Annotated in this window: 21 protein-coding genes and 1 pseudogene; 15 read left to right on the top strand and 7 right to left on the bottom strand. The window is 53.2% G+C overall.

The annotated features are described in order from the left end of the window. Positions 1 to 49 precede the first annotated feature (49 nt). Positions 50 to 1,033 carry a GlxA family transcriptional regulator gene (locus K5Q35_RS11945; RefSeq protein WP_220799720.1) on the top strand — a complete coding sequence of 328 codons (984 nt, stop codon included), beginning with the start codon at positions 50 to 52 and terminating at the stop codon, positions 1,031 to 1,033. Here the strand turns inward: K5Q35_RS11945 and K5Q35_RS11940 are convergent. Next, positions 1,030 to 1,671, bottom strand: coding sequence for a class I SAM-dependent methyltransferase (locus K5Q35_RS11940; protein WP_220799719.1), 642 nt, complete (start codon positions 1,669 to 1,671; stop codon positions 1,030 to 1,032). The genes K5Q35_RS11945 and K5Q35_RS11940 overlap by 4 nt on opposite strands. A 3-nt stretch (positions 1,672 to 1,674) precedes the next feature. Continuing rightward, positions 1,675 to 2,223: a glutathione peroxidase gene (locus tag K5Q35_RS11935; protein ID WP_220799718.1), complete on the bottom strand. Its 549-nt coding sequence runs from the start codon at positions 2,221 to 2,223 to the stop codon at positions 1,675 to 1,677. Positions 2,224 to 2,359: 136 nt separating this feature from the next. Between K5Q35_RS11935 and msrB the strand changes: the two genes are divergently transcribed. From msrB to K5Q35_RS11890, 9 genes are all read left to right on the top strand, one after another. Beyond that, complete coding sequence (gene msrB, locus K5Q35_RS11930) at positions 2,360 to 2,809, top strand: peptide-methionine (R)-S-oxide reductase MsrB (protein WP_220799717.1); 450 nt, start codon at positions 2,360 to 2,362, stop codon at positions 2,807 to 2,809. Continuing rightward, the gene (msrA, locus tag K5Q35_RS11925; RefSeq protein WP_013960037.1) at positions 2,806 to 3,327 is read left to right on the top strand and encodes a peptide-methionine (S)-S-oxide reductase MsrA; all 522 of its coding nucleotides are present in this window, start codon (positions 2,806 to 2,808) and stop codon (positions 3,325 to 3,327) included. The genes msrB and msrA overlap by 4 nt, the downstream gene beginning before the upstream one ends. A gap of 130 nt (positions 3,328 to 3,457) precedes the next feature. Next, complete coding sequence (locus K5Q35_RS11920) at positions 3,458 to 6,406, top strand: LamG-like jellyroll fold domain-containing protein (RefSeq protein WP_220799716.1); 2,949 nt, start codon at positions 3,458 to 3,460, stop codon at positions 6,404 to 6,406. Positions 6,407 to 6,471: 65 nt separating this feature from the next. Further along, complete coding sequence (locus K5Q35_RS11915; protein ID WP_220799715.1) at positions 6,472 to 8,130, top strand: ABC transporter transmembrane domain-containing protein; 1,659 nt, start codon at positions 6,472 to 6,474, stop codon at positions 8,128 to 8,130. Next, positions 8,127 to 10,364 (top strand): peptidase domain-containing ABC transporter, encoded by a 2,238-nt coding sequence (locus K5Q35_RS11910; protein ID WP_220799714.1) that lies wholly within the window; start codon positions 8,127 to 8,129, stop codon positions 10,362 to 10,364. Before K5Q35_RS11915 ends, K5Q35_RS11910 begins: the two co-directional genes overlap by 4 nt. 1 nt (position 10,365) lies before the next feature. Further along, the gene (locus tag K5Q35_RS11905) at positions 10,366 to 11,727 is read left to right on the top strand and encodes an HlyD family type I secretion periplasmic adaptor subunit (RefSeq protein WP_220799713.1); all 1,362 of its coding nucleotides are present in this window, start codon (positions 10,366 to 10,368) and stop codon (positions 11,725 to 11,727) included. 227 nt (positions 11,728 to 11,954) lie between these two features. After that, positions 11,955 to 12,296, top strand: a complete 342-nt coding sequence (locus tag K5Q35_RS22925) for a transposase (RefSeq protein ID WP_374758615.1) — start codon at positions 11,955 to 11,957, stop codon at positions 12,294 to 12,296. Between the two features lie 613 nt (positions 12,297 to 12,909). Beyond that, positions 12,910 to 13,035 carry an IS66 family insertion sequence element accessory protein TnpB gene (gene tnpB, locus K5Q35_RS22920; protein WP_220799711.1) on the top strand — a complete coding sequence of 42 codons (126 nt, stop codon included), beginning with the start codon at positions 12,910 to 12,912 and terminating at the stop codon, positions 13,033 to 13,035. Between the two features lie 11 nt (positions 13,036 to 13,046). Then, the gene (locus tag K5Q35_RS11890) at positions 13,047 to 13,241 is read left to right on the top strand and encodes a hypothetical protein (protein WP_220799710.1); all 195 of its coding nucleotides are present in this window, start codon (positions 13,047 to 13,049) and stop codon (positions 13,239 to 13,241) included. A gap of 321 nt (positions 13,242 to 13,562) precedes the next feature. On the opposite strand, the pseudogene K5Q35_RS22915 reads toward K5Q35_RS11890, so the two are convergent. From K5Q35_RS22915 to fliF, 5 genes and pseudogenes are all read right to left on the bottom strand, one after another. Further along, positions 13,563 to 13,790 (bottom strand): annotated as a pseudogene (locus K5Q35_RS22915) (IS3 family transposase); the annotation flags it as partial. Between the two features lie 585 nt (positions 13,791 to 14,375). After that, entirely contained in the window at positions 14,376 to 15,107 is a 732-nt protein-coding gene (gene fliP, locus K5Q35_RS11885) for a flagellar type III secretion system pore protein FliP (protein WP_013960030.1), read from the bottom strand. 1 nt (position 15,108) lies between these two features. After that, positions 15,109 to 15,402 carry a FliM/FliN family flagellar motor C-terminal domain-containing protein gene (locus K5Q35_RS11880; protein WP_220799709.1) on the bottom strand — a complete coding sequence of 98 codons (294 nt, stop codon included), beginning with the start codon at positions 15,400 to 15,402 and terminating at the stop codon, positions 15,109 to 15,111. Further along, entirely contained in the window at positions 15,395 to 15,994 is a 600-nt protein-coding gene (locus K5Q35_RS11875; RefSeq protein ID WP_220799708.1) for an ABC transporter ATP-binding protein, read from the bottom strand. The genes K5Q35_RS11880 and K5Q35_RS11875 overlap by 8 nt, the downstream gene beginning before the upstream one ends. Beyond that, entirely contained in the window at positions 15,994 to 17,613 is a 1,620-nt protein-coding gene (gene fliF, locus K5Q35_RS11870) for a flagellar basal-body MS-ring/collar protein FliF (protein ID WP_013960027.1), read from the bottom strand. The genes K5Q35_RS11875 and fliF overlap by 1 nt, the downstream gene beginning before the upstream one ends. A gap of 122 nt (positions 17,614 to 17,735) precedes the next feature. Here fliF and fliL point away from each other — a divergent pair, with 122 nt between their 5' ends. The 5 genes from fliL to K5Q35_RS11845 all read left to right on the top strand — a co-directional run bounded on the left by fliL (position 17,736) and on the right by K5Q35_RS11845 (position 22,402). After that, a complete protein-coding gene (fliL, locus tag K5Q35_RS11865) occupies positions 17,736 to 18,227 on the top strand; it encodes a flagellar basal body-associated protein FliL (protein ID WP_013960026.1) in 492 nt (163 codons plus the stop codon). Positions 18,228 to 18,237: 10 nt separating this feature from the next. Further along, entirely contained in the window at positions 18,238 to 18,606 is a 369-nt protein-coding gene (locus K5Q35_RS11860; protein ID WP_013960025.1) for a hypothetical protein, read from the top strand. 11 nt (positions 18,607 to 18,617) lie between these two features. Next, on the top strand, positions 18,618 to 19,211 hold the full coding sequence (locus K5Q35_RS11855; protein WP_013960024.1) for a MotE family protein: 594 nt from the start codon (positions 18,618 to 18,620) through the stop codon (positions 19,209 to 19,211). Between the two features lie 66 nt (positions 19,212 to 19,277). After that, positions 19,278 to 20,147, top strand: coding sequence for a flagellar motor stator protein MotA (gene motA / locus K5Q35_RS11850; protein ID WP_013960023.1), 870 nt, complete (start codon positions 19,278 to 19,280; stop codon positions 20,145 to 20,147). After that, on the top strand, positions 20,144 to 22,402 hold the full coding sequence (locus tag K5Q35_RS11845) for a hypothetical protein (RefSeq protein ID WP_220799707.1): 2,259 nt from the start codon (positions 20,144 to 20,146) through the stop codon (positions 22,400 to 22,402). Before motA ends, K5Q35_RS11845 begins: the two co-directional genes overlap by 4 nt. The last annotated feature ends 170 nt before the right edge of the window (positions 22,403 to 22,572 follow it).

Here is a 22,572-nt window from a genome sequence, read left to right as displayed (position 1 = left end):
TGCGAAAAATCTCGTTAGCCTTCTCTGTGATCTTTTGAAAGTCACCGAGATGCCTGAACCCAGCAGCACCAGAGCCTATGCATTCGTCCTAATCCCGGGGTATTCGCAACTTGGGTTTGCCTGCGCACTCGAAGCACTGAGCCTTGCCAATCGCTATCCCGCAGGTGGCCCGTATTACAGGTGGCGATTGCTGAGCGAAACAGGTGAACCCGTTGCAGCTTACAACGGGGTGAAAATCAGCGTAGACGGCGCGCTCACTGAGTTGGACCGACATGAAACCATCGTCATTTGCGCAGGTGAGGATGTTGGTAACGCAACATCAAAAAGGCTGATCAACTGGCTGCGGCGCGAGACACGACGCGGCATGGACTACGGTGCCTTATCCTCCGGCACCTATGTGCTGGCCCTTGCCGGGTTGTTATCAGGCAAACGCGTGACAACCCATTGGGAGTACCGCGCCGCCCTCACCGAAAGCCTGCCAGATGTGATTGTCGAAGATGCGATCTTTTCCGTTGATGGGTCGACATTTACCACGGCGGGTGGGGCCGCATCCATGGATATGATGTTGCAACGCATTCAGGCAGATCATGGTGTTGAGTTGGCGACATGGGTTGCTGACCAGATGGTCTATACCGATCCGCGCCTGCCAAACCACACCCAGCGCGCGGCACTGCATACAAGGTCACAGGTGCGTAACGGCAAGCTGGCAATGGCGTTGCAAGTCATGGAAAACAACATCGAAGACCCGCTGACCCCCGAAGAAATCGCAACCATTGTTGAGTTGTCCACCCGCCAGTTGGAACGATTGTTTTCAAAGTACATCAACGTGTCCCCCAAGCGGTACTATCTGAAACTGCGGCTTGAGAAAGCGCGCGACCTGTTGCGCCAAACGGACCTCTCGGTCACGGATGTCTGCGTGGCCTGCGGGTTCAAATCCCTGTCACATTTTTCAAAAAGCTACCGCACAGCCTATGGCATCAGCCCCGGCCTTGAAGATGGAAGTGCCAAACTGGTCTGGCGCGGCGGCCTCTAGACCTTGCGAAAACAGGCAATTACCCCCGCATCCAGCGCATGGGATATCTGCGCCCCTGCGCCGTAAATCGGCACTTCTTGCGTTTGAAAATCGTAGATTTGAGCGCCGAGCCCGCCGAATTTCGCGCCAAAGCCACGTGTCTCGTAAAGCTCCGCCTTGATGGTCAACACAAACAGCGCCCCACTTGCGGCCACACGCATCAATTCGCCAAGCGCTTCGGGGCCGACATGCCCATGGGTAAACGTCCCGGCGCTGACAACTGACCCATAGCTACCGTTGGCAAAAGGGAGCTTTCCCGTCAAATCACCCTGAACCAGTTTACGGTAGACACCTTTGGACCTCGCAACAGACAGCATCGCAGAGGAGATATCGAACGCATCTATCAAACAGGTCTTGCGCGCGGCGATGGCCTCAGCCACCAAACCAGTCCCTGCCCCTGCATCCAGAACCGGACCATGACCACCTTGTTCGTGGAAAACCTGCGCGACCTGCTGGGGGAATACATAGTCGCTCGCTGCGGCAAAGCTCTCGTCATATGTCTTGGCCCAGGACGCATAAAGTGCTGCATTCTCCGCCGGGGTCCGGACGGAGTACGCAGCTTCAAGATCCAAGCGTTCGTCTTCTATTTCCTGCGTCAAAACTCACCCCCGACCTGCTTTTTCCAGAAGCCCCTCAACCGTCTCGGTTATTTCACGTGACATCGGTTTGGTCTGCGAACCCCAGGTTTCCACGACTTCCCCGTCCAGCCCGATCAAAACCTTATTGAAGTTCCAGCGCGGCACAAACCCGGTTTCCGCGCGTACTTCCTGATAAAACGGATGTGCGTTCTTACCCCGGATGCGCGTGATGTCCGCCATCGGCATGTCCAGTCCATAGTTCATCTCGCAGAACTCCTTGACCTCTTGTGCACTACCAAGCTCTTGGTTGAAATCATCTGATGGAATCGCGAAAACCACAAGACCCGCGTCGCGGTAGGTGTCGTAGAGCTTCTGCAGCCCTGCGTATTGGCCCGTAAACCCACATTGCGATGCGGTATTGACGACCAGCACGGGCTGTCCCGCCCAATCCGCCATTTCCAAATAGCCGCCGTCGATGGATGCAAACTGGTGATCACGCGCGCCGGCCCAAACCGAGCCTGCGGCAAATACGGCGGATACGACTGCCGCCATTGCTCTTTTCGAAGTCCTCATCGTCGCCTCCTCCAGTGTTATCTGGAATATAGGGTGCCCCGACAAAAAGGCACGTCGGGCCGCTTGTGTCAGTTCCCCCCTTTTCTTTACGGGTTTTACGCCCATTTATTAAGGCAACAATCAAAAGGAGTATTCCATGGCCAAATATGCCAAAACGCAGGAGGCGATAGACCGTCTGTCCCCCGAGGAATATCGCGTTACCCAGCAGGATGGGACGGAGCGTCCGGGCACGGGTCCGTTACTTGGAAACAAGGAACCCGGTATTTATGTCGATATCGTTTCAGGCGAACCACTTTTTGCCTCCGCTGACAAATATGAAAGCGGGTGCGGATGGCCCAGCTTCACCAAACCCATTGAGCCTGCAAACGTAAATGAACTGAAAGATGCGAGCCTCGGCATGGTACGCACTGAGGTCCGATCCCTGCATGGTGACAGCCATCTTGGCCACGTCTTTCCCGATGGGCCGCGTGATCGGGGTGGACTGCGGTACTGCATTAACTCAGCATCGCTGCGGTTTGTGCATCGCGATGACATGGAGGCTGAAGGCTATGGGGACTACATCAATCAGGTGGAGGACGTAATATGACACAGGAACGCGCAGTACTGGCCGGTGGGTGCTTTTGGGGCATGGAGGATTTGATCCGCAAGCGAAAGGGCGTCATCTCGACCCGCGTTGGATATACCGGCGGCGATGTGGCACACGCAACATACCGTAATCACGGCACCCACGCCGAAGGCATTGAGATCATGTTTGACCCCGCCGTGCTGAGTTACCGTGACGTGCTGGAATTGTTCTTTCAGATACACGACCCGACCACACTGAACCGGCAGGGCAATGACGTCGGTCTCAGCTATCGCTCTGCGATCTACTACGTGGATGAAAACCAACAGCGCGTGGCGCTCGATACGATTGAAGACGTGAACGCCTCTGGCATCTGGCCGGGAAAAGTCGTGACGGAAGTCGAACCAGTGGGTGACTTTTGGGAAGCCGAGCCTGAGCATCAGAATTATCTGGAACGTTTTCCAAACGGGTATACCTGCCACTTCCCGCGCGCTGACTGGGTGCTGCCAAAACGAGACAGCGCAACACAAGCAGCCGAATAACAGCGCGCGAGAGGCATCCAGAATTGGAGGCCTCTCGCGTTATCTGATCCGAAAACAAACACGATCTGTTAACGAATGCCTGTCATAACCACTCTCGGGTAGGGGTGCCCACGAGTGAGGTGTGAGGGTTATGGGGTCCATATTTTCAGGGTTTCGGTTCAAGGTTGGGCGTAAGAACGAACCGGCGGAAAACGCAGGCCCCTCCAAAGCAGATCAGGCACATCTTGATGCGATCCAAGGCGCTGAGGCGTCAGGGAGCGGAACTGCCGTTGGTGGCGCATCTGTAACGCTGGCCGCCTTGACCGGCTACATGCGCCCCCAACAGGCCGAGGCGCAAGCGCCCGTTACCGAGACATCCGCGCCTGCCTCCGGGGGGGGCACCGCAACCGCAACGCCACAGCAGCCGGTCTCAGAGGGTTCATCAGAACCGACTGCGCCCCCTCAAAGCGATTCCGTCAACCTCAGCGAAGGGTCGGCCGCCTCCGCAGGCTCTGGCCGCACCCCGGCCTCTTTGGATCTGGAGCAGCCCGCGCAAACTGCGCCAAGGTTTGACACGGCAGCAGATCAGATCACCGACGCCCCTGCACCCGCAAGCCCGGGCGTCCGGAACGGGTTGCCCGAAGGAGGATCAGACGGCTCTGCGAAACCTCAGCCCACCGCGTCGCGGACGGCCACCGGGCAGGAAACGCCTCAACTTTCCACAGAAACGGAGACTGAACCCACAGCCCAGACTGTAGAGGTCGACGACACGCCTGCCCTGTCCGCAGTGGGCGGCACAGTTGACGAAAACGTCGCGGGCGCCGTTGTTGGCACCGCTGTTGGAGTGGCAGCCGACCCAAGCGACGCCGTGACTTATCACGTCGATGACGCACGTTTCGAGGTTATTGGAAATCAGTTGAAGCTGAAAGATGGCGTCGATCTTGACTACGAAACCGATGGGGCTGTGGTTAATGTCGCGGTAACCGCCACAGACAGTGAAGGTGCCAGTTCCACTCAGACGGTATCGGTCACCATCGGCGATGTAGCAGAGACGGTTCAGTTGGCCGACAACGGTGTCACCTTCGCAGATACCGGGACCGCAGAAACAATGATTTTGGGCGGCAGCGGCGATGATGTGATCACTGCGAATGCCGATGGCCCTGAGGCCAAAGACGGAACAGATGCGGTGCTGTTGATGAATTTCACCGATACCGGAACAACGGCAGCAGACAGCAGCGGCAACGAGCGGGATGGCGTTTACCGCGGCGATGCAACGCCTGGCGCGACGGGTTGGGACGGTACCGGCACAGCCGTCACGCTCGACGGAGACAACGACTACGTCGAAGTGCCCCCGAATACCGCTTACGCACTCGACGCAGGTACTATTTCGATCCGGTTCAATGCGGATAACCTGAACGACCAGCAGTCGATCTTCTCTCGCGATTCAACGCATTACGATGGCGGCGGCCATATTTCTGCGTGGCTTAAGTCGGACGGTTCCGTCGAAGTCAGGCTGCAGTCCGACAGCAGCAATACCTACCTGCGCTCTGAACCGGGCACCGTGGAGGCTGGCGACTGGGCGCATGTCGCCTTTAGCTTTGGTCCCGAAGGTGCTGCGCTGTTCCTTGACGGCGTGCAGGTTGATACAGACAGTTATACAGGCGGCCTTGTCGGCAACGACGAACCCTGGACACTTGGCGCTTCGCAAAACCGGAGCGGCGACGGCGTTGCAACTAATCTCAGAGACCACTTTGAAGGGTCAATTGATGAATTCGCCCTTTTTGATCGGCAGTTCGATACCGCAGAAATGGCGGAGTTGGAAAGCGAAGGCGTAACATCGTTCGAACGCTACCAGATTTCCGGCGGTGCGGGCGATGACCAACTGATCGGTGGTGCGGGTGATGAGCGACTATATGGCGATGCCGGTGACGACACGATCAAAGGCGGTGCTGGCGATGACAGGCTGTACGGGGGTGACGAGGTCGGTGCCGACGCCGTTGTCTTAATGCACTTCGAAGACGTTGGAGGCACGTCAGCTGACAGTAGCGGCAATGCCCGGGATGGCCTTTACCGTGGCGGAGCCACGCCCGGCGCGACAGGTTGGGACGGTACAGGAACGGCCGTGGCCCTCGATGGGACTGATGACTACGTCGAAGTTCCGCCCGACTCCGCCTATGCCCTTGATGCAGGGACGGTTTCTATTCGGTTCAATGCGAATAACCTTGACGACAAGCAGACCATTTTTTCGCGCGATTCCACTCATTTTGACGGGGGCGGCCACCTGACAGCCTGGCTCAATACCGATGGCTCGATTGAAGTTCGTCTGCAATCTGACAGCGGCAACACCTTCATGCAGTCCGACTCCGGCACAGTGACAGCCGGCGACTGGTCCCATGTCGCAGTCAGCTTTGGCCCGGAAGGTGCCGCACTATTTCTTGACGGTGCCCGGGTTGATACGGACAGCTATACAGGCGGCATCACCGGCAACAACGAGCCTTGGACGTTGGGGGCATCCCAATGGAAAAGCAGCGATGGAGCCGCTGACAATCTGCAGCATTTCTTTGACGGTGCCATCGATGAATTCGCCGTCTTCGACTACCAGCTTGAGACATCAGAGGTTGCGGCAATCGAAAGTGGCGGCATAACCATGGGCGGTCATGACAACCTCTTCGGGGGCGATGGGAATGACTATCTGAAAGGCGGGGGCGGGAATGATGTGCTCTCTGGCGGTGCGGGGAACGATACCCTCTACGGTGACGGTGGCGACGATATCCTGTCGGGGGGGCTTGGCGACGATGTCTTGTACGGGGGGGCAGGCGAAAACACGTTTCTGGTTGCCGCATCCGAAGGGTCTGACATTGTTGCTGGCGGTGCGTCTGGCTGGACACAAACCATCGAACTTCTGGACACCTCCGGCGGTGCAAATGTCGCGGGCAACACCGTAACTGGCAATGGATGGACAATGGTTCTGGATGCAGGATCAAGTGTTGAAGGCCAAAGCGCTGAGGCATTGGCGCTTTCCGAGGATGCCGCCGGGGTGATCACCTTTGATGCCGGTGGGATCGTGGAGTTCACGGAGATCGACAAGATAACCTGGTAGCGGGTAACCCAAAATTATCTGTTTGTGCGTACCGTAAGCCCCTCGAATTAGGAGTTTACTGGCGCATGGAACGTGGATTGGACTTACGCCGCCTGCGGCGCAACCCACATATCGTGGTCGCTTCCTTGTGCGCAAATTTTCTTGGTCTTGCGCTGCCTTTGGCGATGATTCACGTCTATGACCGGATCATCCCAAGAGAAGGCTATGCGACATTGGCCGTGTTGGCCGCAGGCCTCGCGACGGCGGCACTCGCCGACTTCATGATCCGACTGGCACGTGGCAGATTGATGGCCACCGCCAGCAACCGGTTCGAGACTGAGGCATACCACCGCGCCTTTCGCAACCTTCTGGAGAACAGTACACGCCTTAAAAACGTCGGCCCCGGTGTGCTGCACGACCACGTGGAAAGCATTGAGCGCGTGCGCAAACACCACGCGAGTGAAGCCGCCGCAGCAATGCTTGATCTGCCATTCATTGTGCTTTTCATTGCGGTGATGGCTCTGATATCGCCTCTTTTAGGGGTAAGTGTCTGTGTACTCGCACTTCTGTCGATGGGCATTGTCTGGTTTCAGCGGCGCAAGATTCTGGAACTCAACACTTTTCGGCAGAACAGGGACCAACAACGCCATTCCTTTCTGATGGAGGTGATTGACGGTGTCGAGATGATCAAGAGCCTCGGGATCGAGGATTTGATGCAACGCCGTTACGAGCGGCTGATGTCGGTCAACGCCATCATCACCCATGATCTCAGTCGCCGCGTGACGCTCACGCAAGGCATTACGTCTTCGATCGGGTTGATGGCGCCAGTTCTTATGGCCGGGGTCGGATCGTTTCTGGTCATTGGCGGGCAGATGTCTGTTGGCGGGGTCGCCGCCTCGGTATTGCTCACCGGGCGCGTCATACAGCCAATGCTGCGCATAGAAGCCCTGCTGGCCGGTGAAGCAGATGTTAAAAGGTCTGAAAAACAAACCAATGAACTGTTGCAGACAGATGCTGGTTCTTCGGGCGTCAAAAAGATAGATCAAATTGACGATATCGTTCTGCACGACGTGACGATCGCCCCTCATCCCAACCAAAAGCCTCTTTTCGAAAACGTCTCGCTCAGTCTGCGACGCGGCGACTGCATAGCATTGGTCGGCGCTGACGGATGCGGTCGAAGCACTCTGCTGTCAGTCTTGGCGGGCAGAATTCGCCCGACCTCGGGAACAGTGCACATCAATGGGTTGACGCTCGACGATATCAATCCGGAGGCTCTGTGCGACCGGATCAGTACCTTGTCACCAGATTATACAATGCTCGACGGTACCTTGCTGGAAAACCTCACTGCATTCGATGTGCCGCGACATCAGACACAAGCCTTCAAACTCGCCGAAGAGCTTGGAATATCGAGCTTCATTTCCCATCATGCCGACGGGCTGTCCCTGCAAGTTGCCGCCCGCAATGCCAATAGCCTGCCCAAGGCGATTCACGACGGTGTCGTCCTGATTTCAGGATTGGTCCGGTGTCCTGATGTCATCCTCTTCGATGAAGCGAATGTGGGTCTTGACCGCAGCATCGATCAAAACATGTTGCAAGTCCTACGTCGACGGATACCCGACGCGATAATCGTCATGGTCACCCACAGACCCTCATACATGGCTCTCGCGAACCGTGTCCTGCGCATCAAAGATGGTCACCTCATCGAGGATGAAGTCGCGCCCTCAGAGAGGTCGATGGCTGGATGACACACACCGCTCCTCTCAAAGCAGCACCCGACGCTCAAGGCACTGCCTCTGTCTCAGTGTCTGACAGCGACCTGATCGCTTCGGCCACTGTGAAATGGGAAAATGATAGCAATTACGATGCATTGAGTACCGGTTTGCAAACCGGACGATTTGGCGGATTACCGTCGCACACAAATGCTGGCGAAGCGGTCGTTGAAGTCTTGCGCCGCTGCAACTGGCCGGTTGATTTCCGAGACTTTGCTGCGGCCATCCCGCATTTTTCGCCTGAGCTCAATCTAAACTCAGCCCGCGGCATCCTGCGCCATCTCGGTTTCGAAACGAGTGAAGACAGCCTACGCGGACGCAACTTGCAGCACTTGCCGAACGGATCTTTCGTCGTCTCTGCCAGTGAGGATATCTGGTTTGTTGCCGCCGGCGACGATGGTCGATTTGTGTTACGCGACCCTGCGACCGGACAAGAGCGACCTATCCGGCAACGGCGCCTCTATCGCTGCTTGCGCATAAAAGAATCCGCCTTGAAACCCAACGCCACATCTTGGTCAGGCAGTTGGATCAGCAACACGATCCATCGGTTCGCGCCCGAGAACCGGACAATTCTGCTCATTATTTTCCTGTCCAATACACTTGTCGTCATTGCGTCACTTTCTGTCGGATTCATTTTCGATAAGGTCCTGCCTGCCAAAGCATTCGATACCCTCGTGGCTTTGCTGGTTGGTATCGGCATATTACTTTGCGTCGATCTGCGTCTGCGTCGGATCAAATCGAGGATAATCGCACAGGTATCTGGACGCATAGAGTATATTGTCAGCAGCACCCTGTTTGAACGTCTGATGGCCTTTCCGCTGGAGATGGTGACCGGGTCCTCTGCAAGCGATCAGATGAACCGTCTCAAACATTTCGAAACGGTACGTGATTTCTACGCAGGACCATTTGTCGCCGTTATCTTTGAATTGCCATTTGTGGCGATTTTATTGGCTGCGATGTTCTTTCTGGATCCGGTCATTGGGACGATTCTGCTCAGCTTTGTCGCGCTCTATGCAGTGGTGGGCGTCGTTTTTTACCCAAAAATTTCGCGCGGTTCCAGAGAACTGGGTCAGCTGCACAACGAATGTATGCGTCTGCAGGAGGAAACTCTCAGCCAACGCCATCAGATCGTCGCACGCGGTTTGGGTGCGGTATGGAGCGCGCGGATCACGCCACGTTTTAGCGCTTTGAGCCAGGCGCGGCACCGACTGGACGCGATCTGGCGCATACTCAACAGCCTGATTACAGTTGCAACGCCACTGGCAATTGGCTGCGTAATCTTCGTTGGTGCGCTGCGTGTGATATCCTCCGATTTAACCGCAGGCGTTCTGATCGCCTGTACAATCATATCCGCCCGACTGCTGAGCCCGGTGCAACAAGCATTGCTGCTCGCGGTTCGTGCACCTGATCTTTTGAACCTCTTCAAACAGATCGATGTCATGATGCGTATCAAAGGTCGGCACCAATCGGGTCATTCACAGTTGGCGGTCGGATTGGACCACGGTCGCATCGCACCTGATATTCACATTGACAGCCTGGTCTTGAGATACCCACGGTCGGTCACGGCAGCACTCAAAGGGATAAGCGTAAAATTTGATGGCGGGTCATTCACCTGCATCACCGGAGAGGCAGGATCGGGTAAGTCATCTCTGCTGCGCGCGATCACGGGACAGTATTCTGCACAAAACGGGACCGTGATGATTGGGCAATCTAATGTAAACCAGTTTGACACGCGAATGCGGGCCAAATTGATCAGTTACCTTGGCCATCAATCCTTGCAAATACATGGCTCACTGGCTCAAAACCTTCGCCTTACAAAGCCTGATGCTACGGACGCAGAACTGCGTGCCATCACGCAAGAACTATCACTTCTGCAGAGTATTGAAGATCTTGCCGATGGCTTTGACACCAGATTCAGTCACGCAGATCGGCATCGGTTTTCTCCTGCTTTCCGCACCAAATTTGCAGTCGCTCAAATTCTCCTGAATTCCCCCAAGGTTCTCTTGCTCGATGAGCCAGAAGCAGGCCTGTCAGACGAGGATGAAACCGCGATCCTGAATGCAATCAGGAGGCGGGCAGGCCAGGTAACCTGTCTGCTGGTTACCCATCGACCCAGTATCATGCGCCAAGCCGATAAGGTCTTGCTTCTCAATGCTGGCCAAATTGCGTTTTTTGGCGGGCCCGAAAAACTCCAATCGAGGAGCGCTTAACATGCTGAACAGATTCTCCCGCCGCACAAAAAGCGAAAAACTGGGCAATGTTCCATCGTCCGCCATCGCCAGTTCTTCCAATGTCACTGCGAGCCCACATTTGAGCGAGACACATGATGGCGGCTATGCCAGGTCCGTAATCTGGACAATCGTTCTCGCCGTTGGAGCTTTTTTCTATTGGTCATCTATGACGCCTGTTTACGAAGTTGTGACCGGGGAGGGGACCATCAAGCCCGAAGGTTTATCCACCCGGATTGAACACCTTGAAGGAGGCATCGTTAACGAAATTGCTGTGCAGGACGGGGATATCGTGCAGCCTGGGCAGCTCATACTGCAACTGGACACGCAGATCATCCAATCCGAGTTAGCGCAAATCGACACGCTTTTGACACAAGTACAGGAGAGTATTGCTCGTTATGAGACGATCAGCGCCATTAGTTTCGTTACGCTTGATGACGCGGAGTTAAGACAAATGACGTCAATCTCGATCATCAGCGAAGTCAACTACCGTCTGTCGCAAATACAAACGATCCGCTCGCAAAAATCGGTTGCAAGCACCGAACAACACGCCATCCATGCTAATATGGAGAGCCTGCGTCAAGAACTAGCAATCCAACAAGCACAATTTGACCGCTACCAACGCGCCGGATTCAATGGAAGCGTGTCCCTGAACCGTCGCGAAGAATTGCAGCGCGAGAATTTGAGGTTGGAAAGCAGTATCGCGCAATTGTCCGGTGAGGTACGCATTTTGGATGCAAGGATCGATCAGCTGGAATCCAGCGAGAGGGAACTGATTGCACAGTTTCGAAGAGATGCAGCGCTTCAACTGGACGAAAAGCGTACAGAACTAGCTGGGTTGCTGGAAACCCGCACAGCGCTGAACTTTCAAATACAGCGAAGCCGAATTGTGAGCCCCGTCTCTGGTATGGTGAACGCGATTTCGGTTCAAAACCTCGGAGAGGTGGTTCAGCCAGGCGAAGTCATTGTCGAGATCATCCCCTCGACAGGCCAGACTTTCGCAGAGATCGAAATCGCCGCCGATAGAATTGGTGGGGTAACACCTGGCAGTTCTGCCAGCGTCAAAGTTCTGACATATGATTTTACCAGATATGGCTCGCTGGAAGCCGTAGTTGAGCATATCTCACCCTCGAGCTTTACAAAGGAGAATGGTCAAACTGTATTTCGCGTCCGGCTTGGCTTTCAATCTCTGACAATTACCAATGTCGGTCAGATGCCAGACGGGCGCAAGGTAACGCCCGGAATGACCGTAGTGGCTGACATAAAATCTGAGGGTAGAACAATTTTATCCTTCCTGCTCAAACCTTTACGTATAATTTCGGATCGCGCTTTGACCGAGGCATAAAAAGCCAGCACTAAAAATGGAACAGAATTCAATACAGTAAAGCGCAGCGCTCGGCACTTGACCTTCAGTCACAAACACCAAAGTAAATCACGTGTCTAAAGCGGCACCCAACCTCTTCAGTGACTAATCTTACAGCACGCAGAAACTTCTCGCCTAGAACGAATTCAAGCTGGCCGCTGGGTGATCGCTCCGAAATTTGGGCACAACTACATATCGAATTTTCTCGAATGATTTCGGAGAAGTTACTCGTAAAGAGGTCAAACTACGGCAATGTGCAGATGGCGAAGATACTAAGCGAGGCTGAAAGCGGCGTCTCAGTTGCTGATTTGTACCGTGAACACAACATAAGCTGTAAACGCTTTCACAAATGTCGGTTCAAATACAGTAGGATAGGTGCGAGCCCGATAACGCCGGCGAAAGCACTCAATGAAGAAGGCAAGCGGCTCAAAAAAATTTACCTAGAAGAGCCGGCAACGCTCTTTTCGCAGGGAAGCGCTTTGAAAAAAGCAGTGAGGCCATCCATCATCAATAGGACTCGCAACCAAAGTGTAAGCCATCATTCAAGTTAACACGGCTAAAAACTGAGGCTACCTCTATCTGCGCGATACAGCGGTTCCAATTGAGTGAAACCACCCGAATGAGACCGCTTGCCTGACTGCCGATTAGAAATGTAAGAGACATGCATAACGACGGGGTTAAGATGCGTTTTGAGCGGAGGGTGTAACGCGAGCCAGAGTTCTGGGGAGCTAAAGACGGTGGCAATGGAGTGATACGAGACGCCGTTGATTATATCATTCGTCGGGTTTGATGGGCAGCAGCCATTAGGCTTGCTCAAAGGAACGACGTGACGCGCCAGCAACTTTACGCATCGCGGCTTGGTCCGAAGCAGTAGGGACTTTGGTCGCCGGAGCAAGGCACGGCATCCGCGCCAGTCGATTTCCAGCTTGCCGACATCGCGCCACCTGATCCGAAAGCAGAGCGGCCTACTCCGGTCAAGCTTTGCTTGTCAAAACGGGCGCGGTCTTGGGTTTGACAGGGCCAAGGACAAGATTGTGTTGAAGCGGCTGATGCACGCGGTGAAAAGAGCATAATCGGGCAAGACACCGGGGTTCAACGACATTTGACCTCTCGAGTGACGGCTATCGTCCAAAAGGACTGTGGTGTTGGCGACATTGAGTCAGCATGTCCTGCACTGGAAGACCGACCATCGGGGCGGTATTTGCGTTCTCGGGCAAACGCGACGGTCGGACCAAACTGCTACATTGGGATGGCCAAGGCTTCTGCCTGATTTACAGAGTTTTACAATAGAGCCGGTTTTCATGGCCGAGCGCCAAAGATTGCTCTGCCCATCTGTCCTGCCCGCAGCTTTTGATGCTGTGGGAGAGGATCAATCGACGTTGTCTTTAATGGGGCGTATCGCCTGCACGTGTTGGGTGGTTTCGCGTCCGTATTTACGTTTTTTACATGGCGATCTGACCTTGCTTTTTGGTACTGAAACGTATGTTGAAGCCTGATAAAACCTCTCCTCCTCGGGACAATGGCTTCGCTCAATGCCCTGCTGGGTAAACGGGTAACCCACAGAATGGAGCGCGATGAGCGCTGCATTGCAGGCCAAAAATGCCCGGATTGCACCTGAAGCCGCCAAAATACCGGCGACTTCGAGGATCCATGTTTCAATGGTTCAAGCGCTTGTCTTGTGGTGAGCGAAGATGTCAGCGAACTTCGCGATATGATCGCTGCCCCTCTTTGGCGTTCGTGGTCACTCGGTAAGTAGAGGGCTGAGTAACACCAGCCCCGGCCAATGATTTCGAAGTCGGTAAAATCTGTTTGCCCAACCGATAAAACGTGCTGCACTGGATGCCCAACATGCCGAGCGTCTGTTTGACCGGAAAATGCGATCCCTCAACCGTTCGAACGATCTTCAGTTTCTCGGACGCGGTGTATCTAAGTCTTCGAACTCCCCAGCCCCTGTCATGCTTTTTTTGGAGTAGGCGGTTCTCAGCCGCCAGGTCCGCCTCACGCTCATTCAATACCAGCGAGTCTGAACGAAGGTCTTTCACTTCCCGCGATGCGCTCTTCGCCGCGCAGTCTCGCTAGATCAATACAGAACCTCTCTCCCGCGGAATGGGTTTGCCGCGTCCTACGGTGAATGTTCTTGACCACTTTCTTGGCGGCGTCAGGGGTCTCCTGCCCATTCCCGTTTCGCAATCGATGGGATGAACCAAAAAACCTGCGTCGTCCAAACCCGCAAACCTACCACACAGGTGTTGACGGCAGATACACTAACCCAAGCTGCTGCGTTCTGGGCAGCCAGTCTTCTCAAAGTAAACCAGAGGCGAAGAAGGACACAGCACGTATTGGATTGATCATTGTCGCCACGTTGTCAGGTTGACGTTGTTTCAACAGTCTCGCGACGGCTATTCGAACGGTGAAATTCCGTTCGAGTTGACAGAGTTGCAGCATCACATTTGGTTGTGTGGGATTGAACGTTTCAGTTCTGGCGAAAGGGTGCAGTCGTTGCTCAGGCTTTTCAGCATACCAATCAGCAGCCCTTGAGTGAGCTACCAACCTGTGCTTTGCGCGTTAGGGCAAAGGCTGATCCGTTTCGCAGGAGAGATTAAAGCCTACGCCTTCGGCTTTTCAGCCACTTAAAAGTAGCTTTGAACCAGACTTCCGGCAATCAAATTCCATCCGTCGGCCAGCACGAAAAAGGCGAGTTTGAAAGGTAAAGATACAATGACAGGCGGGACCATCATCATACCCATCGACATAAGAACAGCAGCGACAACAAGGTCAATTATCAGGAATGGCAAAAACACCAAAAAACCGATCTGAAAAGCCCTTGAAATTTCGGAAAGCAGAAAACTCGGAACGAGCACGGACAAAGGCGCCTCTGCCGTCGGGGTCGCGTCAATTGTTTCTGATCTCAGTTCGGCCATTGCAAAGAATGTATCAGGGTCCAGACGAGCTGCCATAAAGCTCCGAAAAGGCTCAAGCGTGCGGACGAATGCAGTTTCTGCGTCAATTGCATTGTCAGTTAACGGTTGAATACCGTTTTGCCATGCGGCCTGAAAAACAGGTTCCATTATGAAATACGTCAGAAACAATGCGAGACTGACGATCAGCATATTGGGGGGCGATTGCTGCAATCCGATTGCCTGGCGCAATATCGACAGCACCGTCACCAAGAAAGGAAAACAGGTGATCATTATCGCCAGCCCCGGCGCCAGGCTCAGTACAGTAATCAGAATAAACAGCTGAATGGTTCGCGCACTTAACGAACCATCATCGCCAAGAGAGATCGAGAGGTCTTGCGCAAAACTTACCGACGGGATGAATACTCCGGTCAGAAAAACTGCCAGTAGAACTACACGTGTCATTTTAGAGGCCAGATTTGAGATCAATCACTTCCGTCAATCGGACAATGAGCTGACCACTTTGATCTCCTTCTTTTTCTTCAAGCATACCGCGGGCAATGAGCCGGTCGCCGATATAGAGATCGACGGGATCGTCAACCGATTTATCCAAGGACAACACCGCGTTTTCACCAAGCGTCACCAAATCGCGGATGAGTGGGCGCGCTTTGCCAACGCAAACAGTCACCTCAATAGGAACCGATGTAAAAGGGTTATTGGCGTCGAGACCGCCGACACTATCCATAGGAACTTCATCCATTTTCGATCTCCCTATGCGCTTCGTGGAAGAAGGCTTCAACAGCTTTGGACACACCTTCTATCAACGTATTAAGATCGATTTGTCGTTCCGTCGTGCCCAAACGAACAAATGCTTGCCCTTCACCCAAAGACGCCTCTGCGACAACATTTATTGAATCTTGAGAGGTCGTCGCGATAAGACTTGTAACGCGCTCGACGTTATCCGTGCTCACAACCACCTCAATCGGCCGGTCCGTTTGTGCGTCAACCAACGATGCCACCTGATCAAGAATATGCGCACTCAGAGCGGCGCGCATAGCTTCCGGTAATAGCTTTTCGACGATGACCTTCATAATCGGCTCAATGGACACCGTTAGTTCAGATAGCGCTTCCTGATATGTAAATTTCATATCGATCAGGTTCTGTCCCAACTCTGCCGTGATCCGCTCCTTTTCATCGGTCTGCGCTTTTGTCGCATCGTCCCAGCCAGCTTGATACCCGGTCTCAAACGCCTGCAGCTTTTGATCTTCGGTCGCCTCTGAATGTGAGTTCGATTTTTCGGTTGATGTTTGTTTGGTACCGGCAAAATTCTTGTATCGATGTGAAACGGCCATTACACGCTCTCCTCTTTGTCTTCCAACCAGCTGCGCAAAATCTCAACGGTCTCATCTTGCCGCTCACCGATCATTGTTCTGAGCCGGTCTACTGGATCATCCGACATTCCTGAGCCGATGTTTAAATCGGGCAACTCGCCGCCTGCGTCTCCGAAATCAGAAATGACGGGGAGATCCGGCAGTTGAAAATCATCGCCGTCAATTTCCCCATCAAGGCCCTGGCCGTCCGTTTGGCCCTCAGCAGCAGGTAAAGCAGCGATAGCAGGCGCGTCGTTCAAACCATTGCGGGAGAGCAAAGGTCGCACGACAAAGAGGCCGAGTATAAGCGTAACCAGAGCCAAAATCGCCATCTGCACGGCCGACATAACATCAATGTTGAAATTGCTCATCAAGGATGTTCCCGCCGCAGTTCCTTGCAGCGGCACGCTCTGCAATCCCATTGACTTGATTGTAATAATATCCCCACGCGCCTCGTCAAAACCTACGGCCGAGGCAACAAGATCGCGTAGCGCTTCCAACTCATTTTCGTCTCTTGGCGCAACAGTTTGCTCTCCGGCTTCATCCGTAAGTGTCATCTCGTTTACAAGAACGGCGACAGTGACGCGTTTTATGGCCCCAGGCTCACGTAGAACTTCCCTCTCAGTCTCAGAAACTTCGTAGTTAACGCGCTCTCGTGTTTCATTATTTTGAGACGAGCTGTTTTCTCCACCAGCGCCATCTTCATCTGGCAAATTGGACGCGACCGTTACATCGCCGCCACCCGCTTCGGATGAAGATGTGTTTCGTTCCTCTGTGTCAGTGCTGATCGCCACGCGGCTCTCGGGGTCAAATGTTCGTTCTCGAATCGATTCACTTTCAGTCACCGTATCGACGCTCACTTCGACGACCGAATTGCCGAAGCCAACCCGGGCTTCCAGCAAACGCTGAACCCTCGCTTTTAGAACATCAGCCTTATCTTCACCACCAATCGTCGGCGCTACTTCGTCCGCATTACCAATCAAAGCGCCGTTGGCATCAATCACTGCGACATCTTCAGACGCCAGACCTGCTACGGCTGAGGAAACAAGAAACCGAATTGCCTTGCCCTGCTGCGGCGTTATCGCTGCACCACTTGGGGTGACTGAAATGGATGCCTTGGGTGTAACCCCACGTTGGAAAGGGTTGGATCCTGTACTTGCAATATGCACGCGAGCCATCGCGATATGGGGGCTGGACACGATGGTACGTGCCAACTCACCCTCTTTTGCACGCCAATATGCTGCATCAAACATTTGCGATGTCGTGCCGAAACCGGACAACGTATCAAGCAACTCATACCCACGTGTCGAATTCGCAGGTAATCCTTCGCTTGCGAGGGTCATGCGCAATTCATCTCTTTGGCTCGAATCAACAAATATTGAGCCCCCGCGCACTTCAAACACCGCACCGCGCTGTTCCAACGCTGTCACAACATCGCCTGCCGCGCCATTTTCCAACCCGGCATACAGCAATGTCATATTTGGCGCGGTCGCCATTCTGGACATGGCCAGAATGGCAAAAAACATCGCACCAGTTGCCAAGGCAACAATCACTTGTCGCCGCAATGGCAAGCCTGTCCAAGCCGTCACAATTTGCTGCACTTTCGCCTCCGGTCAGATGAACTTTCTGTTCAACGGTGACATCAGCAATGAACCATCTGCCTTAACAATCGGTTAGTGCAAATGCGTCTATAACAAGTTTCGTAAACATTGACGGGACGAGTATGACTGACGCAACCAATGAAGAAAGCACTGAACCACCAAAATCGGGCAAGCTGCCTTTAATCATTGGTGCTGTTCTGGCGTTAATTGGCGGCGGTGGTGGGTTTTACGCTGCCAGCAGCGGCATGATCTTCGCTACCGAATCAAAGGAAGAAGTGGTGGAAGAGGAAAAGAAATCTTCCAGCGAATTCAGCGATATTTCGTTTTTGCCACTCGAGCCAATGACGATCTCCATGCCGCGTGGCAGCGCGTACAAACACCTTCGGTTTCGCGGCGAATTGGAAGTACCCAAGGAGTACGCCGAAGATGTTAAAAAGGTAACGCCGCGCGTCATAGACGTGTTGAACGGGTATCTACGCGCCCTGCAGGTCTCAGACATTGAGGAGCCAGCATCGCTGACAAGACTGCGATCGCAAATGCTTCGTCGCATACAGATAGTTGCAGGTCCCGGACGCGTTAACGACCTGCTGATCATGGAATTTGTTTTAAACTAAGGAGAGCGATATGGACATTATTGCTGACATTCTTCTAGCCGCCGGAGCTTTTGGCGCCGGAATTTACTGTTATATTTTGGGCCGGCGTCTCAATAGGTTTAACGATCTGGAAAAAGGTGTCGGCGGGGCGGTCGCGGTCCTGTCTGCGCAGGTTGACGATTTAACCAAAACGCTTGCAGCGGCTCAAAGTACAGCATCAGTTTCGGCAGAAACGCTCACCCAACTCACCGTTCGAGCGGAGGCAATGTCACAGCGGCTCGAGCTTCAGATGGCATCGTTGCATGATATTCCACCTCAGGAGAGTACAGTGGCTGCTGTTGAGACTGGCAAAGCGCAGCAAACCGCAAGCGAACCAATGTTCATCAGACACCGCGCTTAAGGATTGGCCTCATGAAGATTCCTATGTTCCGCCGCAATGGGCGCGGCTCTATACTTTTGATTTGTTGTTTGCTGATCGGCTCGGCAGCTATACGGATTGGCAGCGAGGCGGGGAAAGCGGTCGCAACAGAGAGTCCTTTTCCCGTGCCTGCAAGCTCGGAAGCAACGGGTGAACCGGCCGTTTCAGAAGGAAGCAAGGCTGACTTTGCTCAGATGTTGCTCGCATTTCAAGAGCGTGAAGCACGTATTGAACGGCTCGAAGGTCAAATCGACATGAGACAGAAGGCCCTGGAGGTCGCAGATGCTGAGATTGAGAAACGGTTGCAAGTGCTTCAAGACGCGGAAAACGCTTTGAGGTCGATGCTGGCCATTGCCGACACGGCTGCAGAAGATGACGTCGTCAGACTCACTTCAGTTTATGAGAACATGAAACCAAAGGTTGCGGCCGCATTGTTCGAAGAAATGGAGCCAGCTTTCGCCGCGGGTTTTTTGGGGCGCATGCGTCCTGATGCAGCGGCAGGGATAATGTCCGGTTTGACTCCAAACAAGGCCTACACAATCAGCGTAATCCTCGCAGGAAGAAACGCAGACGCGCCAAAAGGCTGACTCTCGTGAAGGTTTTTTAACCTCCTTTTGCAAATATACCGAAGTAACGATTTTTTGGGGAACGGCATGATCGGAATCATCGGCATAATCACCGTATTTGCAATGGTCTTTGGGGGCTACCTCGCCGCTGGCGGCAAGATGGGCATCATCTTTAAAGCGCTACCATTCGAGATGACAATGATTGGAGGCGCAGCCGTCGGTGCTTTTCTGATAAGCAACGATATGTCAGCGATCAAGCACACGATGCGCGATCTTGGTAGGGTCTTCAAAGGACCGAAATGGTCACATTCAGACTACAAAGACCTCCTCTGTTTACTGTTCGAACTGATCAGATTGGCGCGTCAAAACCCGGTTGCAATCGAAGAGCATATTGAATCCCCCGAAGAGTCGTCGATCTTTTCGAAGTACGAGAAAATCGTGAAAGATAAGGAAGCAGTGGCTCTGATTTGTGACACCCTTCGGTCTGCTTCTATGAATTACGATGATCCTCACCAAGTCGAAGAAGTTCTTGAAAAGCGCATGGAGGCAAACATGCACCATGCAATGCACTCCAGCCACGCGCTGCAAACCGTAGCCGACGGGCTTCCTGCACTCGGTATTGTTGCTGCTGTTCTGGGCATCATCAAGACGATGGGCTCGATTGATCAACCGCCTGAAGTATTGGGTAAACTCATCGGCGGCGCTCTTGTCGGTACTTTCTTAGGAGTGTTCCTGGCATATGGCTTCGTGGGCCCATTCGCTGCGAAAGTAAAAAGCGTCACAGAAGAAGATGGTCACTTTTATCAGCTTATTAGAGAAGTTCTGGTGGCGAACTTGCATGCACATGCAACGAATATCTGTATTGAAGTTGGCCGGCAGAATACACCATCACACCATCGCCCCAGCTTTGCGGAACTGGAAGAAGCTCTGAAATCAGTCAAGCAGAATGCTGCATGAAAAAGCTAAAGTTACTGTCCATAGTTTTTGCGATTTTACTTCCGATGCCGTTGGCCGCGGAACCAATCGTAGTCCGTTCGGGCGAACACGCTTCCTTTACCAGATTGGTAATGCAACTGCCGGCCGGCGTTCAATGGAGCATGGAACAAGAAACTAACACCCCAGTTCTCCGTTTGATAAATCATAACGAGGGCTTTGATCTAAGCGTCGCTTTTGAAATTATCCCCAGAACGCGCTTGCAGGCTTTGGTGGCGAAAGCCTCACAATTGGAGCTTCAACTGGCGTGCAATTGCACTGTGAATGCTTTCCTAGAACAAAACAGTTTTTTGGTCATTGATATCACGAACTCAGAGGCACCTGTGTCCGAAGTTCTAACGGACGTTGACAACAGACCGGAGGCCCTTGGGGTTCCAGTATCCGGCTTTACTTATGGTGAATTGCTTTGGTCGCAAGCTGATCGGCAAAGTGATCAAGACTCTGTAGACCTCATGCAGGAAGGATCAAGCGAAGCGGTCAATTCGAACGGCGAACAAACGAACCGGACGGAAAACGAACTTGTTTCAGAGACTCAAGAAAGGCTCTTGGCAGCGTTTTCGTCTGCGGCGTCCAGAGGAATATTGAGGCCGAAGCCTGATATTTCGATAGCCAGTTCAGCAGAAAGTTCTGAAGCACCGCCTGCGGAAATATTCGATACGTCAGAGCAGATACCAGTTGCTGCTATTCCTTCAACTGGAAACATGAGGATTTCCAATAGCAGTGACATACCCGAAAGCGGGCGAGAGCAGGACATTGTTGCGTCCAGCCCTGTTTGTGCGGATCCGTCGATAGTTGACTTTGCATCTTGGGGCGCTGAAGAGGACATGGGAAAGCAGATTGGTGCTTCGGTTCTTGATCTCTATGATCCGTCAGGTCGTTTGGTGCCGGAAAAAGTTCTGCATCACGCGCGCTTGCAGCTTTTCTTCGGACTAGGTCAAGAAGCGAAACAGACACTGGAAATGGCTCCAAACCTGAAGGCCGAGTATCCGGAATTGTTGGACATAGCTAACATTTTAGAGTTTGGCCACGCTCACAACCCCCGCAGTTTGCACCGCTTTGCAGATTGTGACTCAGATTTAGCGCTTTGGGCCCTTTTGGCAGCGTCGGAAATTCCAATGGACCGAACAGTCAATGCGCTCGCAGCTTTACGCGGGTTAGAAAAATTGCCAAACCACCTCAAGCCTCATTTTGCTCAAAAAGTAAGTGAGCGTTTGTCAGCGCGCGGCGATGTGGCAAATGCCAGCATCGCAATTCGGAGCTTTCAAAGGCTAGCTGACAACGATGCGCAGCCCAAAATGGTTCAAGCAGAGTTGTCGGACCTTCGTAACGAGTCCACGAAAGCCGACGCGATCATAAACGAAATAGTAAATAGCGAAACGAACGAAACGCCTGAGGCCATCATTGAGCTCATAGAACGACAAGTGGCTACAAGAAAGCCGGTGCAAGCAGACTTAGCTTTGCTCGCTGAAACCTATGCATTCGAACTAAGGAACTCAGAACAAGGACCAAAAATGTTTCGTTCCTTCGTTTTAGCGGCTGCCAGTTCAGGGCAATATGGCAAAGCGTTCGCATCTATAGAAGAACAGAAATCAAAACTTAATGCTGAGACTGTAACCGAACTTACGAGTTTTGCTTTCACCGAATTTGCCAATGGCGCAAGGGATGTGGACTTTTTGGCAGGCTACTTCGAGCAGTTTCCGACTAGCAAAGAAGCTTTGAACCAAAAAGCAATACTAGCGACTGCCGAAAGACTGTTCGACCTGGGCTTTCAAAATGAGGCTGAAGCAGTGCTTTTAAACCTTCCTGGTCAGCTTCTTTCACAAGACGTGAGAATGCTCAGATCAAGAATCTCGCTTTTTCAGAACAACTATCAGCGAAGCTACGACCTGATCAGTGACATAGACGGTCCGGAAGCAGCACTCATTAAGGGGCAGGCGATGCAGGGTCTGGGCAAGCCCGAAATCGCCGCTCAGTACTTTTCATTGGCGGAAGCTGAAACAGTCGCCAGAGATATGGCTTGGCTGTCAGACGATTGGAACAACCTTTTGACCGAGGAAGATCAGACGTTTGGGCAAGTGCGTGCGCTGGCAAACGAAGCCGTCGACAAAATACCACAAGACAATAGAATGATAGACAACAGCAACCGAGCGTTAGCTGCGAGTGCAAATGCAAGATTGGCTTTGGAAGGACTTCTGACCGAGCTTGAATTCAATAATTAAGACTAAAGCGTCATGCGAAAAACCTGAATCACGTAACGCTGCCTGAAACCAAATATTTCAACGCGTTACGTGATACTCGATGTTTCAGGTATTTCGTCAGACGCTCTAGTCGTGTTGACCTGCTCCCCTGAAAAGTCCGGTGTTTTGAGTTAGCCTGTTCTCCAAGTAAG

The organism is Roseobacter sp. OBYS 0001, assembly GCF_019654895.1.
GTDB classification, from domain to species: Bacteria; Pseudomonadota; Alphaproteobacteria; order Rhodobacterales; family Rhodobacteraceae; genus Roseobacter; species Roseobacter litoralis.
This window is presented reverse-complemented; position numbering and strand designations above follow the sequence as displayed.

Bases quoted from the DNA above. Each gene is read 5' to 3' on its own strand.
- K5Q35_RS11860 (WP_013960025.1), top strand. From the start codon at position 18,238: ATGGACATTATTGCTGACATTCTTCTAGCCGCCGGAGCTTTTGGCGCC.
- K5Q35_RS11890 (WP_220799710.1), top strand. From the start codon at position 13,047: ATGGCCGAGCGCCAAAGATTGCTCTGCCCATCTGTCCTGCCCGCAGCT.
- msrA (WP_013960037.1), top strand. From the start codon at position 2,806: ATGACACAGGAACGCGCAGTACTGGCCGGTGGGTGCTTTTGGGGCATG.
- K5Q35_RS11945 (WP_220799720.1), top strand. From the start codon at position 50: ATGCCTGAACCCAGCAGCACCAGAGCCTATGCATTCGTCCTAATCCCG.
- tnpB (WP_220799711.1), top strand. From the start codon at position 12,910: ATGTCCTGCACTGGAAGACCGACCATCGGGGCGGTATTTGCGTTCTCG.
- K5Q35_RS11905 (WP_220799713.1), top strand. From the start codon at position 10,366: ATGCTGAACAGATTCTCCCGCCGCACAAAAAGCGAAAAACTGGGCAAT.
- K5Q35_RS22925 (WP_374758615.1), top strand. From the start codon at position 11,955: ATGATTTCGGAGAAGTTACTCGTAAAGAGGTCAAACTACGGCAATGTG.
- msrB (WP_220799717.1), top strand. From the start codon at position 2,360: ATGGCCAAATATGCCAAAACGCAGGAGGCGATAGACCGTCTGTCCCCC.
- K5Q35_RS11915 (WP_220799715.1), top strand. From the start codon at position 6,472: ATGGAACGTGGATTGGACTTACGCCGCCTGCGGCGCAACCCACATATC.
- K5Q35_RS11935 (WP_220799718.1), bottom strand. From the start codon at position 2,223: ATGAGGACTTCGAAAAGAGCAATGGCGGCAGTCGTATCCGCCGTATTT.
- K5Q35_RS11875 (WP_220799708.1), bottom strand. From the start codon at position 15,994: ATGGCCGTTTCACATCGATACAAGAATTTTGCCGGTACCAAACAAACA.
- fliL (WP_013960026.1), top strand. From the start codon at position 17,736: ATGACTGACGCAACCAATGAAGAAAGCACTGAACCACCAAAATCGGGC.
- K5Q35_RS11880 (WP_220799709.1), bottom strand. From the start codon at position 15,402: ATGGATGAAGTTCCTATGGATAGTGTCGGCGGTCTCGACGCCAATAAC.
- motA (WP_013960023.1), top strand. From the start codon at position 19,278: ATGATCGGAATCATCGGCATAATCACCGTATTTGCAATGGTCTTTGGG.
- K5Q35_RS11910 (WP_220799714.1), top strand. From the start codon at position 8,127: ATGACACACACCGCTCCTCTCAAAGCAGCACCCGACGCTCAAGGCACT.
- K5Q35_RS11855 (WP_013960024.1), top strand. From the start codon at position 18,618: ATGAAGATTCCTATGTTCCGCCGCAATGGGCGCGGCTCTATACTTTTG.
- fliP (WP_013960030.1), bottom strand. From the start codon at position 15,107: ATGACACGTGTAGTTCTACTGGCAGTTTTTCTGACCGGAGTATTCATC.
- K5Q35_RS11845 (WP_220799707.1), top strand. From the start codon at position 20,144: ATGAAAAAGCTAAAGTTACTGTCCATAGTTTTTGCGATTTTACTTCCG.
- K5Q35_RS11920 (WP_220799716.1), top strand. From the start codon at position 3,458: ATGGGGTCCATATTTTCAGGGTTTCGGTTCAAGGTTGGGCGTAAGAAC.